The 15665-nt window shown below is 51.7% G+C and carries 8 protein-coding genes and 8 tRNA genes; 1 reads left to right on the top strand and 15 read right to left on the bottom strand.

Annotated features, from left to right (window positions below):
• Positions 1 to 71 precede the first annotated feature (71 nt).
• A complete protein-coding gene (locus tag AC0LWF_RS27035) occupies positions 72 to 1379 on the top strand; it encodes an ABC transporter substrate-binding protein (RefSeq protein WP_474654582.1) in 1308 nt (435 codons plus the stop codon).
• 71 nt (positions 1380 to 1450) lie between these two features.
• Here AC0LWF_RS27035 and AC0LWF_RS27040 read toward each other — a convergent pair whose 3' ends face one another.
• The 15 genes from AC0LWF_RS27040 to AC0LWF_RS27110 form a co-directional block, all read right to left on the bottom strand.
• Positions 1451 to 3016: an ABC transporter substrate-binding protein gene (locus AC0LWF_RS27040; RefSeq protein WP_474654583.1), complete on the bottom strand. Its 1566-nt coding sequence runs from the start codon at positions 3014 to 3016 to the stop codon at positions 1451 to 1453.
• Positions 3017 to 3095: 79 nt separating this feature from the next.
• Positions 3096 to 4016, bottom strand: a complete 921-nt coding sequence (locus tag AC0LWF_RS27045) for a carbohydrate ABC transporter permease (RefSeq protein WP_474654584.1) — start codon at positions 4014 to 4016, stop codon at positions 3096 to 3098.
• 13 nt (positions 4017 to 4029) lie between these two features.
• The gene (locus AC0LWF_RS27050) at positions 4030 to 5040 is read right to left on the bottom strand and encodes an ABC transporter permease (RefSeq protein ID WP_474654585.1); all 1011 of its coding nucleotides are present in this window, start codon (positions 5038 to 5040) and stop codon (positions 4030 to 4032) included.
• 189 nt (positions 5041 to 5229) lie between these two features.
• The gene (locus AC0LWF_RS27055; protein WP_474654586.1) at positions 5230 to 7242 is read right to left on the bottom strand and encodes a GH39 family glycosyl hydrolase; all 2013 of its coding nucleotides are present in this window, start codon (positions 7240 to 7242) and stop codon (positions 5230 to 5232) included.
• 91 nt (positions 7243 to 7333) lie between these two features.
• Positions 7334 to 11254, bottom strand: a complete 3921-nt coding sequence (locus AC0LWF_RS27060; protein WP_474654587.1) for a sugar-binding protein — start codon at positions 11252 to 11254, stop codon at positions 7334 to 7336.
• A 159-nt stretch (positions 11255 to 11413) separates the two neighbouring features.
• On the bottom strand, positions 11414 to 13003 hold the full coding sequence (locus AC0LWF_RS27065; protein WP_474654588.1) for a response regulator transcription factor: 1590 nt from the start codon (positions 13001 to 13003) through the stop codon (positions 11414 to 11416).
• On the bottom strand, positions 12996 to 14759 hold the full coding sequence (locus tag AC0LWF_RS27070) for a sensor histidine kinase (protein ID WP_474654589.1): 1764 nt from the start codon (positions 14757 to 14759) through the stop codon (positions 12996 to 12998). The genes AC0LWF_RS27065 and AC0LWF_RS27070 overlap by 8 nt, the downstream gene beginning before the upstream one ends.
• 143 nt (positions 14760 to 14902) lie before the next feature.
• Positions 14903 to 14984: transfer RNA gene (locus AC0LWF_RS27075), tRNA-Leu, on the bottom strand.
• A gap of 7 nt (positions 14985 to 14991) precedes the next feature.
• A tRNA-Arg gene (locus AC0LWF_RS27080) sits at positions 14992 to 15068 on the bottom strand.
• 15 nt (positions 15069 to 15083) lie between these two features.
• Positions 15084 to 15157: transfer RNA gene (locus tag AC0LWF_RS27085), tRNA-Cys, on the bottom strand.
• Between the two features lie 8 nt (positions 15158 to 15165).
• Positions 15166 to 15240: transfer RNA gene (locus AC0LWF_RS27090), tRNA-Gly, on the bottom strand.
• 7 nt (positions 15241 to 15247) lie between these two features.
• Positions 15248 to 15322: transfer RNA gene (locus tag AC0LWF_RS27095), tRNA-Gln, on the bottom strand.
• A gap of 30 nt (positions 15323 to 15352) precedes the next feature.
• Positions 15353 to 15428: transfer RNA gene (locus AC0LWF_RS27100), tRNA-His, on the bottom strand.
• Between the two features lie 18 nt (positions 15429 to 15446).
• A tRNA-Trp gene (locus AC0LWF_RS27105) sits at positions 15447 to 15520 on the bottom strand.
• 6 nt (positions 15521 to 15526) lie between these two features.
• Positions 15527 to 15611 (bottom strand) — tRNA-Tyr (locus AC0LWF_RS27110).
• Positions 15612 to 15665: the final 54 nt, after the last annotated feature.

Consider the following 15665-nt stretch of genomic DNA (forward strand, 5'->3'; position numbering starts at 1 on the left):
ATGTGATTATACCTACAATGAGAATGTAAGCATTTACAAAACAGACAACTTGGAAGGGGTACTAAAGACACATGAAAAGAGTTTCAGCACTCGTCATGACTACTGCGCTTGTTGCACTTGTGGCATCAGGCTGCGGATCGTCCAACAACAACACAAACAACACAGCAGGCAACACAGGAAATAATACAGAAGCAGGTTCTAACGCTGGCACGAACAACTCCGGTGACAAGAAACCGATTAAAGTATTCCAATTCAAAGTTGAGATTGCAGATCAACTGAATGCAATGGCAGCAGAATATGAGAAAGAAACAGGCGTTCACGTTGAAGTTGAAACTCACGGCGGCGGCGAAGACTACGGCGCGCTTCTGAAAGCAGCAATCGCTTCCGGTTCCGAGCCTGAGATCATCAACAACGGCGGTTATTCCTCGCTCGTTCCTTACATGGACCGCGCGACTGACCTTTCGGATCAGCCTTGGGTAGGCAACCTGCTTGATACGACTAAAGCTCCTACAACAGTAAATGGCAAACTGTACGGTATGCCGATGAACACTGAGGGCTTCGGTCTGATTTACAACAAAGACCTGTTCTCTAAAGCAGGCATCACTACTGAGCCTAAGACGCTTCCTGAGCTGACTGACGCGGTTGCTAAGCTGAAAGCTGCAGGCATCACACCGTTCGAAACGACGAACGAGTGGTGGTCGCTTGGTATTCACCTTGCTGACGTAGCGCTTGCGAACCAACCAGATCCAGCGAAATTCATCGAAGACTGGAAAGCAGGCAAAGTAACAGCGAAAGGCAACCAAGTGTTCGAGCAATGGGTAAACCTTGTTGACCTGATCTTCAAGAATGCTCAAAAAAATCAACTAACAACGGACTATGCAACACAAGTAGCAAGCTTCGCAGCTGGTAAAGCAGCGATGATGCAGCAAGGTAACTGGACACAAGGCGACATCGACAAAGTGAACCCGAACCTGAACCTTGGCGTGCTTCCGATTCCGATCAATGACCAACCAGGTCATGTATTTGTTGGCGTACCGAACAACTGGATCGTTAACAGCAAGTCCGCAAACGCTGAAGGTGCGAAGAAGTTCCTCGATTGGATGGTTACTTCCGACACCGGTAAGAAGTACCTGACGAAAGAATTCCACTTCATGCCTGCTGAGACTAACATCGACGCGACTAAAGAAGATATCGGTACTATCGCAGCATCCATCAAAGATCAATCCTCGACAGCACTTGGCTGGCACTGGGATCGTTTCCCAGACGGCACAACCCAAGGCTTCGGCGCTGCAATGCAAGAATACCAAGGCGGCACAATCAACAAAGATCAGCTCCTTGCGAAGTTCGACAAAACAGTTGCAGATATGATGAAGAAATAAGCATCATGCTGTAATCACAAACGACCGCTCTCCTGTACAGGAGAGCGGTCGTTTTGTTTAATAACCGACTATTAGCTTTTTGCTTTATACCACTGATCAAACTGCTTCTGCTTCTCTGCAATGATCTTGTCCACGCCAGACGCTTTCAATTTATCGAGAAATTGTGCAGTGTATTTGTCCGGATCTACGGTGCCGGCATTCAGCGTACCGAAGTATTCCTTGTACACGTTGACGCAAGCAGCCACCTCACTTTTCACGCTATCGCTGTTGAACGTGAAGCCAAGCGCGATAGACGGCTTCGCGGAATCGTTAAACGTTTTGAACAGCTCCCATTTCTGCGGATTTTCCGTGTTAAACAAGTAGTTCAAGAACTGGTTGCCGATTTGCCAGTTCGTGCCCGGGCTGTACGTGGATTTGGATGCATCAACACCGTCTGGATATTGGATGACGTTATCAGAGCCTTCTACTTTCACGTAATGCTTGCCTTCGATGCCGTAGTTAATTAAGTTGTTCAACGTTTTGTCCGTATGCAGCAGGTTGATCAGCATCATTGCGCGTTCCGGGTTCTTCGAAGTGCGAGAGATCGCCAGCATGGACCCCGTCGTATCGCCAGTCGTTGTCGTCGGCTCTGTCAGTTCGACCTGCACGAGCGGAACGCCGACCGAACGCATCACTTCTTCGGCTGCGCCTGGCTTTAAAGATGTCGTGTAGCTGAACACTTTCCCCGCCTTCATAAGCTCTTCTGGCTTCACCTTCGTCGTTGCCGCATCTTTGTTAATATAACCTGCTTGATACCATTTCCGGCTAAGCGCAGCTGCATCTTTAAATTCCGGAGTTGCCGGCTCGTTCAAAATGTTCGTTTCAGTGCCGATCTTGTGCAGAACTCCTGGCACGGAATTATCGCCAAGTGTGTCAAAGTTGAGGTTCGTCAGCAAACCGCTGTCGCTGGATACATAGAACGGTGTCATATCGGCTTCTTTCTCTTTAACTGTCTTCATCATTGGCTCTAGATCCGCTGTCGTATGAATCGCGCTTAGATTAAAGCCGTACTTCTCTACTATGTCTTTGCGCAGGAGCAAGCCGCGTGTCGCTGCCAATTCCTTATTCGTCGGAATCGCATAATTGCGACCATTTACTTTCGATCCGTTCAGAAATGCCGGATTCATGACCGCCTTCATCTCTTTGCCGTACTTGTCGATCAGGTCGGTCAGATCGAGAAATGCGCCTTTGCCTACATTCACTGTGAACCCATTCCAAGCAGCGGTGAATAGGATGTCAGCCGGCCTTGAGGATGAGATCATCAGATTGATTTTGCTGTCCCAGCTTCCCCAGTCAATCGGCATGAGATCGAGCTTCGCATTGATCTTATCCTTTAAATAATCGTTAATCGCCGCTTCGACCTCCTGCTCGTCCTTCTGCGGAGAGCCTGGATAATACAGCGTTAATTCCGCTTCTTCCAGCTTTGGCGCAGCGCCAGTAGCCGCTTCGGCATTGTTATCTGCTTGCTGGGACGTACTCCCATCGCCGCTGTTGTTGCTCGTGCTGCCACTTCCATTGCTGCCGCAGCCCGATAGTACCAGACCGAGTGCGCACACCAGAGCAAGTGAGGAAATCCCTTTTCTTTTGCCCGAAATCATCTGCAAACCCTCCCATATCTCTATGAAATCCATTTATGCGAACCGGACAACCCATTACGTGTAGTATAGCTTGCCGGAATCAGCCTTTGACAGCCCCGATTGTGAGCCCTTTGACAAAATATTTCTGAAAAGATGGATAAGCCAGAATGATCGGGCCGATGCCGATGACTGCCATCGCCATACGAATTGCTTCGCTTGGCAGGCGAAGCGTGCCGCCTCCTCGGGTGAGCGCTTCCGAAGCTTGTACATTTGACGTGAGATACTGGATGTTCAGCATCGTTTTGTACATGAGAAACTGCACGCTGACCGTTTCATTATCGCTAATGAAGATTAAGCTGAGGAACCAATCGTTCCAGTACATCAGCGTATTGAACAGCGCAATCGTTGCGATGACCGGCAGTGACAGCGGAAGCACGATTTTGTAGAAGATTCGAAGCTCACCCGCTCCGTCAATCGTCGCCGCTTCCATTAAAGCGCCGGGTATGGTCGTCTGGAAGAAGGTTCGCATGATGAGTATGTTGAAGGGCTGCACGAGCATGGGAACGATCAGTGCCCAGATCGAGTCACTCAAGTGCAAATATTTGGTGTACACGAGGTACCAAGGAACAAGCCCGCCGTTGAACAGCATCGTGAAGAAAATAAGGAACGTAAAGCCATTTCGCAGCGGCAGCTCCTTGCGTGATATCGGATAAGCGAATGCTGCCGTCAACAAGAGGCTGAGCATGGTGCCGACAATCGTAACGAACAGCGAGACGCCGTAAGAGCGTGCAATTTGCGCGGAATCCTCGAAGAGCAGCTGATAAGCCATCGTGCTGAATGCTTTCGGGAAGAGCTGGTAGCCGTTCTCCAGAATCGACATTTCGTCTGTGAACGAGACAACGATGACAAGTGCCAGCGGGAATACGCACGCGATGGTGTACAGCCAGAACAGAGAGTTAATGAGATAATTGGCTCGCTTCGAGATGGCACCCGGCGAATGCGCTAATCGTGCTGCTTTCAAAGTGCAAGCCTCCTTAGAATAATGCGTTGTCGCGGTTGATTTTTTTGACGACGAAGTTCGATGCGAATACGAGCACCAATCCAATTGACGATTGATACAGGCCAGCGGCGGAAGACATCCCGATATCGCCCATGACCATAAACGAGCGGTACACATACGTGTCGATGACGTTCGTCGTCGGATATAGCGCCCCGGTATCGAGCGTCACTTGAAAGAATAAACCGAAATCCGCGTAGAAGATGCGGCCGATCTGCAGCAATGTCATGATGACCATCACCGGCATGAGCAGCGGAAGCGTAATGCTGGTCAATTGCTTCCACTTGCTGGCGCCGTCGATTAGGGCGGCCTCGTAATACTCCTCGTCGATCCCGACAATAGCGGCCAAGTACACCACAGAGAAGTAGCCCACGTTCTTCCACGCATTAATGATTGGCAGAAGAATCGGCCATGCTTCCGGCTTGGCATACCAGGAGATCGGGTCAAGGCCAAGCGACTTTAAGATGACGTTGTTAACGAAGCCATGCTCCTCGCCCAGCATCGCGAAGACAAGGTAGCTGATGACGACCGCTGATAGGAAGTAAGGCAGGAACATCGCGCTTTGGAACCATTTTGCAAGCACCCTGCTTCGCATTTCGTTCAGCATGAGCGCACAGCTAACTGCGAACACCAGGTTCGTAGCGATGAATACAACATTGTACGACAAGGTGTTGCGCGTAATCAGCCAGGCATCCGTCGTGGCGAAGAGGAACTTGAAGTTCTCGAACCCAATCCATGGACTTCCGAGAATGCCCAGCTCATAGTTGATTTTTTTGAACGCAATGAGGATGCCGAACATGGGCAAATAGTTATTAATGATGACGAGCACAAGCATTGGCAGCATCATCAAGTAGAGCATCCGGAAGCGCATTAAGCTGCGGAAACGACTACGACTGCGGCTGCGGCTACGGTTTTGGCTTTCGTGGATCTTCCTCCCGCCTGCCTTCGCTGCGGCACGGGCCTGCAGTTTCGCTGACATCGTCTTCATGGCTCATCCTCACTCTCTCTAGAAGTTTCTCTCTATTTGAATTATAGAAGGAGCGGATACCCGCCCTCTACGCATCGAGGTGACATGATAGACGTTTTGGTTACACATGGATGTAATTACATAAAAGTCCATAAAATACAAAAAAACCGCCGCAGAGATCGTCTCTGGGCGGTTCTTTTGCTTGCTAGATCACGGAAGCGTTCCGTTCGTGATGATAATATCATCGACAAAACCTCGATATTGTCCGGTATCGGCAGCATGATCGTAGTTCAGAATAATGCGATCAATCGTTTTTCCAGCCAGCACGGTGCCGATATTGGATTTAATATTCGTCCACGCGTTCAGAGGAATTGCGCCTCCGTGTCCAGCGTTCGGATGCATGCTGAACCCGTTGTAGTCGACCGCGCCGCTATCACGCAGCGTCGTGCCGTCCGTCATGATGAGGTCAACACCAACGTACCGCGCATTGTTCATTTGCGGATACAGCCAATAGCCGAGCTTCGTCGAAGCAGTTATCGCAATATTCACGTCAAACACTTTGCATTTGGCGTAGGACATAGACGTGCTGTTATCCGTTCCTGAGAACATCAAAGTCGCAGTTCCTGTATGCGGCGACTCCAGACGAGGCGAGCACTCCGGATTGATGCCAGCGGTATAGCCCGTCACATTGCTGCTGCCGTCAAGCGTATCGAGCCATGTAGGCGGTGTCTCGCTGCTCTCGAAGCCGTTCGTGAACAGAACGGACCCGCCACCTCCACCGCTGCCTGGCGTTACTTCGAAGGCAACGACCGTCATCGGTGCAATCGAATACGTGAATTGGCTCCCGGAATAAGCCTGTGAAGTGCTCGCCGTTGGATTCGTCGATGCATCCAGCTTCCACACATTTACCGTTCCGGTCGTCGAAGAGATATTTTGCAATTGGACAGAAGCGTCGTAGGTGACGCTCGCATCCTTGTTAACAGCGATGATATACGTTTTTCCAGTGGCTGTATCCTTGGACGAGACAAACTCGAGATTGGTCGCGCCGCCGGACGAGGTCAGCTTCTGATTCCCAAAGTGATTGCCGAACAGATGGTACGTGTAATACGGCTTATAGGGGCTGTATGCGGCGTTATCCAGCAGACCGAGCAGATTCGTTCCGGTTTCCGCCAGATTATAAGACATGAACATATCCGCGTTGCCTTTCATCGCGTTAATAATCGCACTTGCCGAATATACCGCGTTGAAAATATTATGATACTTCGCGTTGTACGTACTTCCACCATCTTGATGACTCATGTTGTATTCGGTAATCGCCGCGCCGTACAGCTTGCCGGAAGGCCCCTTGAAGATGTCGCCAGCGCCGCCTGACTTGACCGTTGCCACATTATCCTGATAATGCGGCTTCGTCCAAGCGAGGCGTGTCGCATCCGAATTGGTAGGGTCCGGACCATAATCATGCCAGCTCAGAATATCAATCTGGCTCTCCAACTGCTTAGCCGCATACGATAAGTATCCCGTTCCGCTCAGATCCGACCACGCATCGACCGGCCCGATCAGCTTAATGGAGCTGTCCTGCGCTTTCATGGCATTCCCTACGGTTTGGGCGAATGTTTTGTAGGCTGCCTGGCTCGCAAATTTGCCGTCGCCTTCAATGGTCGGCTCGTTCCACAGCTCCCAATACTTAATCGTCTTCGAAGCGCCTAACGCATGGTCCGTATTGTAGCGCTTCACGATGCCTTTCATGAAATTGCCGTATTCCGTCCAGTTTGCCGACGTAATGGTTCCGCTTGCGTCGCGGGTATTCGGCACGCCAGCCGGGAACCCTGCAACGACGAACAGCGGCTCCGCTCCCGCATCGAAGATCGTGTTCAGAATCGCATCCATATCTGTGAGCGAGAACGTGCCGGATGCAGGATACGGATCTCTGCTGTTGTACAGCATATTTTGAATCGGATTGACGCGTACAAGTTTAATCTTCGCATCGCTGATTCTCGTTTTGAGCGCCGTATTCCCCGCCCACCACGCGTACTTGTCCGGAGCTCCGACGCCCCAGTCGAACGGATTGACTGTTCCCGCGTTTGAAGCCGTATCCACGGTAATTGTCGTAGCCGTTCCAGCGAAGCTCACTGCTGCCGGAAACAACAGCGTCAAACCTAGTGCTGTCGCAATGCCTAACTTCGACCAAGCCTTCAGTTTGCTTTTCTGACGAGCATTCCTCACATTAGTCACCTGCTCCCATAGAATTATGCAGCTATATGAAGGGGAGGACATGCCTTCCATCCTCCAGCCCCGACCTCCCCGTACTGCCTTCCTACTGCATCAGCCACAAAGTACCGAATTGCGAAGCATTTTTGGCGCCGCCGACTCCGGAAGACCATTCAATATAGCCTTCACGCCCGTTGCCATCGTTGTCATTAACGAGGAAGGAGAAGCCTGCTTCCTTCATCGCCGTTCCATCACCGAATCCGTCAAGCTCAGTGAACGGAATGCTCAGCTCATACGTCGTCGTTCCGTTCGCTTCATCACGGATGACGGCGATATTGCCGCCCTCCATGAAGCCGGATTTGGCGAAGCCCATTCCTTTGAAAATTTGCGCTTCTCCGCCGTCCTGCTTCCCAATCTGCAGTTCATAGACTTGCGGACCATAGCCGGCACCTCCTGTATTCGCCGCATCAAAAGCGAGCTGCAACGAGTCACCCTGCCACATCGCACCGCCAGATTGCGGCTGGAACGCGTTGTCATCCTTGACGACCGCAAGCACGTACAGCTTGGAGGCATCCCACATGAGCTTCACGTTTGCCGAAACATCGTCCACCTGCCAGCTAGCGCGATAATCCGCACTCACTTGCTCCTGCTTATTTGCTACTGCCGAGGCGGAGGCTGACCAACTGTCATCCGCAATTCCGTCGATGACCGGAGCTTGCTCAGCATGAGAAGCGGTGATGACATAGAGTGTCTGGGCAAAAGGAATCGTTTCCCCTTCGGTGCTAATCGTGCCCGAGATGGCAATCTCGCTCGCTGCCTTTGTGCCACTGAGCGGATTCATGAGGTATGGCAGCGATACGGATGCACCGGCAGCCAGTTCGAAGTTTGGCTGCGCGATCGTCATCTGCCAACCCGCAGCCGCTTGAAGCGCCACGCTGCCGGAGACGGGCTGGTTCGTCATGTTGGATAGCTTTATCGCCTTCTTATCTACCTGAACCGCCAGCTTTGGAACAATATCTAGCGGAACGGCTTTCGCTTTTAACGTCGGCTTTGAACCTGTCTCTCTAACCGTTGCTTGTACCGTGCCAAGCTCTACGTTTGCAGGCGGCTTCAGCTGGAACGTGATCGCCTGGCTTGTATATGGCTGTACTTCATATGCTCGTAACATCCCCTTCGCCGAAGCGAACCAGCTATTCGGGATACCGGCGAGCTCTAAAGTGCCTGTAAGCTTGCGGCTGCTGTAGTTGTACACTTCGACCGAGAACGAATTGTCAAAGCCTCGCGTAAGCGTAGCATGACCGATTCGCGCATACGGGCTATTCATGATCCAAGCCTGGTCAGGATCGTTATGCTTACCGGACTTCCCAGGATGATCGTCATGCTTAGTGCCGCCTGTTCTCGGGTCAGCGCTTCCCACGTACGACTGGAGCTTGCCTTGCACATAGAGAGGCTTCGCAGAAAGCATCACCGTCACTTTGCCTTGAACAGGCGTGACTGCGGTCGCATTGCCGTAGAAATCGTAGACCGTGACAGGCTTCGTCGTCTTGAGCTCGATCGTCTTGGCTGTCGTTGACCACATGGCGAGCACGGAATCAGCGCTGCCGTGCCCGCTAAAGGCAAGTGCGGTTACGCCGTCATCGCCAAGCGCGACATCACCTGCGTAGGAAAGCTGTGCCAATACGCGATTCATGGCAGCTACTGCCGGATAGACCGGCTTCACCGCTCCACCGATGCTGGAATCGGCAAGACCAAACTGCGTATCCGTTGCAATATTGAACGAGTAAAGCGCGTTCCGCTGCACGCCCATCGCATCCGCGAGCAAATAGCCCTTCACGGTGTATACGGCTTGATTCGATGCACCCTGCTCATCTGTCCGCCAGCCCCATTCCGTCAGCCATAGCGGATTATTCGGCGCCTTTGCCTGCACGCCTGCAAGATCATGGACGAATGCATCTCCAGCCTCAGGATCACCTGCCTGATAAGGATGGATCACGACCGCATCCGTGTAGTCCAACGCTCCACTGGCGATCATCTCGTCCAGATAGCCTCCGCCGGTTCCCGAGAGCCCGCTCATGACGACAGTCGCGTCAGGATCGGCCCGCTTCGCTGCCAAATACCCTGCCTTCAGCAGCTCTACATAAGCTTCTGCCGAGTGCGTCGGTCTGAAGAAGCCGTCCAAATTCGGCTCATTCCAAATCTCCCACTGATGGACAGTATCCTTGTATCGCAATACCGTCTTATAGACGAAGTCCGCATACTCGGAGATCGACCGCGGCGGGTAATGATCAGGCATATCCGCCCCTGCTGCCGCGGTGCTTGCCCAAGTCGCGCTGTAAGCCAGCATGCCGATCATTTGCAAGCCTTGCGACTTATTCGCCGCTACGATTCGGTCATACAGCGACCAATCATATGTCCCTTTGACCGGTTCAATCGTGTTCCACAAAAAATCATTACGAACGAGCTGCGCGCCGGCCAGTTGAATGAGTCCCGCTTCCTGCTTGCGGAGATCGTCGCTGGCCAGGTAATCAAAGTGCGTTGAGAACCCTTTTAGCGACGCATCATCATCACCATTACGCGCGGATTCATTCCCTGGCGCCAGTGAAGCCGGTGCTACGGCAGCGAAGGCAGAAGTCCGTGCCGACGCCACGCCTGTATCGTCTACCGTAACCACCTCAACCGAATAGTAGCCGTATTTCGGCACTTGGAAGGACAGAGCTACATCCGTCTTGCCGCCTGCAGCAATTGCTGGTATGTCGGCTGTACCTGACAATACGACCGCTTCAGACTCATCTTTGACGGTATAGCTTAACTGCCTTGTCGGCGATGTCGGAACAGAACCGCTATTTTCCAGCTTCGCACCCAGCGTGATGTTCTTGCCTGTGAACACCGAGCCCGCTCGTGCAGCAGTCAGCTCCGTCACATTCAAGGATGGTTCTTGAACAACCGGAGGCAACAAGCCGCCTTTATAGAACGTAAAATCATCAAGCGACCAGCTGCCGGAGCCGTTCTCTTCCGGACTAATATTGATGCCGTTCACAAGCCCCCAATCCAGCTGCCTATTGCCCCCGCCATCCTGATAGGCGAGGTCTGACGCTGCAATCTCTACTTGCGTCCATCCCTCGCCATTCACAGCAATGATGGCACGGAACTTATCGCCGCCGTCCTTCTCCTCCACACCGACTGAATAATGCCGCTCCGTTCCGTCGCCGCGAACCATGAAGCGCAGCGCCTCAGTTCCTTCCAGCTTCCAGTCCGCCGGAATTGAGCCGTGAGCAACTAAGCCCCAACCTGCCGCGGAGCGTGTATAGTCGAACCTCGCTCCTTGTCCTCCTTTGAACCCTTCAATGGCTGACTTCGTAATTTGACTGCCATCTCCAGCCCACAGTCCCCAGTCTCCGAATACATCGGGCGAGAACGTATTCGTGAAGCTCGGCTCGAAATTGCCCAAGGTCATGTCATCAATGGTGACCTGACCGGAGCGATTGATCTCCGGGCTGATATTGATCGAATTGACGCGATCCCAATCGAGATGCTGATCGCCGCCATCCTGATAGGTAAGCTCAGATACCGGTATCGTAACAAGCTTCCACTCCCTGCCGCTGATCGATACCAGCTTGCGGTACTTGTCGCCGCCATCCTTCTCTTCGACACCGACATAGAAGTCCTGCTCGATTCCATCGCCTTTTGCATAGAACTGAATCGTTTTAGTACCGTCCAATCGCCACTCCGCCGGCAGCTCCGCATGCGCGACTAGTCCCCAACCAAGCGCTGAACGATCGTAATCAATACGAACTGCCTTGCCTGTAACGCCGTCCACGCTTGCCTGCTTAACAGAGCTGCCTTCACCAGCCCATAACCCCCAGCCTGTAAATACATCAGGATCGAAGTTGTTCGTCCATGTGACCGCTTCAGATGATGCAGCTCCCTCTGCCGCTATCTCCTGAATGGGCATCGACAACGGTAATGCCAGCATGGACGCCATCAACCATTTGCCGCCGATCGCCCACGCCTTCGCTTGCTTCCCCAATTCGCTTCCTCCCCCGTTCATTCATCTCCTTGTGCTCATTTGAATAATAACGCTTAAGAAAGCGCTTTCTCTACCGAATGCGGTGACAATTCCGACGTTTCTGTTACCTAATTGGACATACAGCAAGCCCCCAACCCTGTTGATTGGAGGCTCTTATCGTTATTTATTGAATTTTTGCCGATACTCCTTCGGACCAACACCGACAATCTTGCGGAACACTTTTGCAAAATGAGACAAATTCGCATATCCGACAGCGACCGCTATATCCGATACTTTACGGTCCGTATTCGTCAAGTAAGACTGGGACCTCTCCACTCGTGCATGCATGATGTAGTCCGACAAGGCAATCCCCGTTTCTTTCTTGTAGAGTCGTGACAGATACGCCGGATTCAGAAACACATGCTTCGCAATATCTTCTCGCTTCAATTCTTCCTCCATCAGATGCTGACTGATATATTGGTGGATCTTATCAATAACCGCCCTCGTATCGCCTACCTGCGCGTGATAGACTTCAAAAGCCTCTTCAACCGTTTGCTGCGCCCACGAATGGAACTGTGCTAACGAACGAATACCGCCTTTCACTACGAAGCCGCCAAACATAGGCAAGCCTTGACGATGGAATGATCGATAGAGAAGATGCTTGATTGAGGTCGTGAGCATATCTATCGTATCTGCGGTCGTTTCGCGCTCTCTAATCGACTTCACCGTGTCATCCAGCCGCTTCAGCAGCTCCTGTTTATTCCCCGCTTCGAACAGCACCAGCCAATCATCAAACGGGGCAAAAGGAACCGCCTGCATCGTTCGGTCCGCCGATTGCTCGCGCGTAAACACATTATTCGATTCCGCCACATTATCTTGTTCCTGCTCTAATAAAGCTCGATAAGACACAGACAGACGAGAGAGCATCGTCTCTTCCCCGATATAACAGGAGATTTCACAGTAGAAATACCGTTTTGCCGCCTCAAGCAGCATTTTGCATCGATCCTTCAACCTTTCCATCCCCTGGGCTCCGGCTACACCGTCGTATAGAAGAGCCACATTGACGCCAGAACGGTCCTGCGCTACTACCCCTCGTTCGTCCGCCAGTAGAATCTCAAGCGCCGAATTGCGAATGGCGTATTCCATAATCTCCTCGTCCCGTGTATCGAGCTCCTTGCTCCACTGCTCCACGCTAATTAATACCGGAAGGACCGTCTGCTTCGAGGTCAGCGGCAAGTTGTAGAGATGAATAGCCTCATCAATATTTTCCTGCGATGAAGCGATACGCTGGCTGAGCAAGTCCTGCCAGAACCGTTCGATGAGCAGCGGCTTCTGCTGCACCCAGCGGTCGTGATAGCGACGGTAGGTCTCTTGGTACTCCCTCGCTTCCCGCTTGTCGCTTATCTCCTTTAGCGCTCCAGAGACGATTCTCTTAAGCTCCTCATAATCGATTGGCTTTACGATATATTCATAGCTGCCGAGATGCACCGCTTGCTGCGCATAGCTGAAATTAGCGTGTCCGGTCAGGAAGATCGTCTCCGTCTCTGGAAAATGTTCGCGCGTCCACTCGAGCAGCTGAATGCCGTTATCACCTGGCATCTCGATGTCCGAGATCAGCAGGTCAACGTTAACGTTGTTCATCAGCTCCTTCGCTTGCTTGGCACTGTAAGCTTCATAGATGTTCTCAATGGGCATGCCTGTCCAATCGATCCCTTGCGTAATACCGGCAACCGAATATTTCTCATCGTCTACGATCAGCAAATTAAACATGCACATGGCCTCCCCTATCACTACCGAGCTGTAAGGGCAGCGTCAGCTTCACGATCGCGCCGCCTGTATCACCATTCGCAAATTCCACAGCCGCTCTCTCCCCAAAATAAAGCCGCAGCCGATACATCACATTCCATATCCCGATATGATTGCCGTCCGCTTCCTTCATAAAGCTCGCCGACCCTAGCTGGGCCAGCTGCTCCGGCGGGAAACCTACACCGTTATCCGAAATCTCAATCGTGAACAGCTCAGGCTCGTCCGTAAGCGCTTTCGCTTCAATCCGGACGATGAACGCCTCGCCTTCCATTCGCATGCCATGCACAATCGCATTTTCGACGAACGGCTGAACCGCAAGCGCCGGAATGGCCGACTCTCCGAGCGGAACCGGAATATGCATCTCAAAGTCCAGCATATCGGGATAACGCAATTTCTGGATCTCTAAGTAATTGGAGATATGCTTTATCTCTTCATGTAAAGCGACATGTGTCCGGTTCGTCCGTATCGTAAATTTGAAATAGTCCGCTAAGTATAAAGCCATCTTCTGCACGTTGCCATGCAGCTTAAGCGTCGCCAGGCTATAGATAATATGTAAGCTGTTCAAATAGAAATGGGGATTGATCTGTACCTGCAAATGCTTAAGCTCCGCTTGTTTAACTCTTAGCTCTTGCTCATAAATACCGATCCGCAGCTGTTTGATCTGGTCAGCCATATGGTTGTAAGTCGAAGATAAGAACAAAAGCTCGCTCGTCTTATCCTCTGCCAGCCTGAAGTTCAAATCTCCTTGGATGATCCGCCGCATACCGCGTATGAGATCACTGAGCGGTCTGAACAGAACGCGCTTAAGCAGAAAGATGTATAAGCCAAGAACAAGGACAGCGCCAAGCGGAATTAGCCATGCCGCCCTCACGAAGAAGGTGAGACGCTGAAGCAAGCTTCGTTCAGGCACGAGTACGACGACCCGGATATCCGATTGTGCAGACTTAGTCCCAACAGCAAGCTCCTTACCCCCTGGCTGCTCCAGGACGAAATAGGAGCCGTCCAACGACTTTAGATGATGGCGGAGATCATTAAGGCCAGTATCCGACAACGACGATGGCGTCAGCGGTTCGCCATTCGGACCGATCATCATAACCTCGCCGCCACCGCCGAGATTCAACTGTCGAAAGGGTACGAGCAGATTATCCACGTCGATCCAGGCGCCAAGCATAACGTCAGGCGATGCGTGGACGGCCGTAAACAACCCGTATTCGTCCCCGTTACGCAGAATGGTCCATTCTGCATTATCGTTCGTACTGCTCTTCTGAAGCCAATCTGCGAGCTCCCCGAAGTTTTTATAATTGCCGTCCGTGACCGTTAAATCCTGCGCCTTTCGGGAATATACGAAAAAAGTATTGATCCGGTACAGCACAAGGTCATCGCGCAGCCGGTTTATAATCCTTGCTTTGCGCAACTGATACTCACCGTCGTTGTCCGGGTATAAATTAAGCGACAGCACATCTGGATCACCAGCAGCTCGCGTCAGCAAATAATTACTCGTATCCTCCAGCACCTGATCAACCTTGCTCTGCATGAACAAATCGACCAAGTCATTATTGGAGGAGGCTACTTTCTCTCTCACAACTTGAATCGCATAAAAGTTGGTGTAGAGATGGTACGCAACAAGTGGAACGAGCATAGCGAATATGCCGATAATCAATTTAAACTGCAACGATTGGAACAGTTTCACATCGGATCGTTCCTTTACCCATTTATTCACTCGATTATCTCATACAGCGCAAAATCCCGTCCACGCTATTCCGGTGCGTATTTGAACGTTATCGTTACTACTTGCGCATAAGCTTAGAAACAACAAAAAAGCCTGCAAGATCTAAGATCCTGCAGGCTGTCTGATTTGTAAAGTGGTGCCGGCGAGAGGACTCGAACCTCCACGGTTTCCCTCACGATTTTGAGTCGCGCGCGTCTGCCATTCCGCCACGCCGGCTAACTTATGGCGTGCCCTAAGAGATTCGAACTCCTGACCTTTTGATTCGTAGTCAAATGCTCTATCCAGCTGAGCTAAGGGCACAGATTGTAAAAATGGTGGAGGCGCCACCCAGACTCGAACTGGGGGTAAAGCTTTTGCAGAGCTCTGCCTTACCACTTGGCTATGGCGCCAAAGAAAATGGAGCGGAAGACGGGAATCGAACCCGCGACCCTCGCCTTGGCAAGGCGATGCTCTACCGCTGAGCCACTTCCGCAAATTAATGGCTGGGGATCTAGGATTCGAACCTAGGAATGACGGAGTCAAAGTCCGTTGCCTTACCGCTTGGCTAATCCCCAATACATTAAATGTTTTTTTAGTAGTTGTTATGGGGCGACCGATGGGAATTGAACCCACGAATGCCGGATCCACAAACCGGTGCGTTAACCACTTCGCCACGACCGCCATACAACTATATTTAATTGGCAGGGGCAGCAGGAATTGAACCCACACCAAAGGTTTTGGAGACCTTTGTTCTACCTTTAAACTATGCCCCTAGAAAATGGTGGAGGATGATGGATTCGAACCACCGAACTCTGAGAGAGCAGATTTACAGTCTGCCGTGTTTAGCCACTTCACTAATCCTCCATGATGGTGCCGGCGATAGGAGTCGAACCCACGACCTACTGATTACAAGTCAGT

This window comes from Paenibacillus sp. sgz302114, from assembly GCF_056120345.1.

Coding starts and splice junctions, on each gene's coding strand:
- AC0LWF_RS27050 (WP_474654585.1), bottom strand. CDS start 5,040: ATGAAGACGATGTCAGCGAAACTGCAGGCCCGTGCCGCAGCGAAGGCA.
- AC0LWF_RS27040 (WP_474654583.1), bottom strand. CDS start 3,016: ATGATTTCGGGCAAAAGAAAAGGGATTTCCTCACTTGCTCTGGTGTGC.
- AC0LWF_RS27035 (WP_474654582.1), top strand. CDS start 72: ATGAAAAGAGTTTCAGCACTCGTCATGACTACTGCGCTTGTTGCACTT.
- AC0LWF_RS27065 (WP_474654588.1), bottom strand. CDS start 13,003: ATGTTTAATTTGCTGATCGTAGACGATGAGAAATATTCGGTTGCCGGT.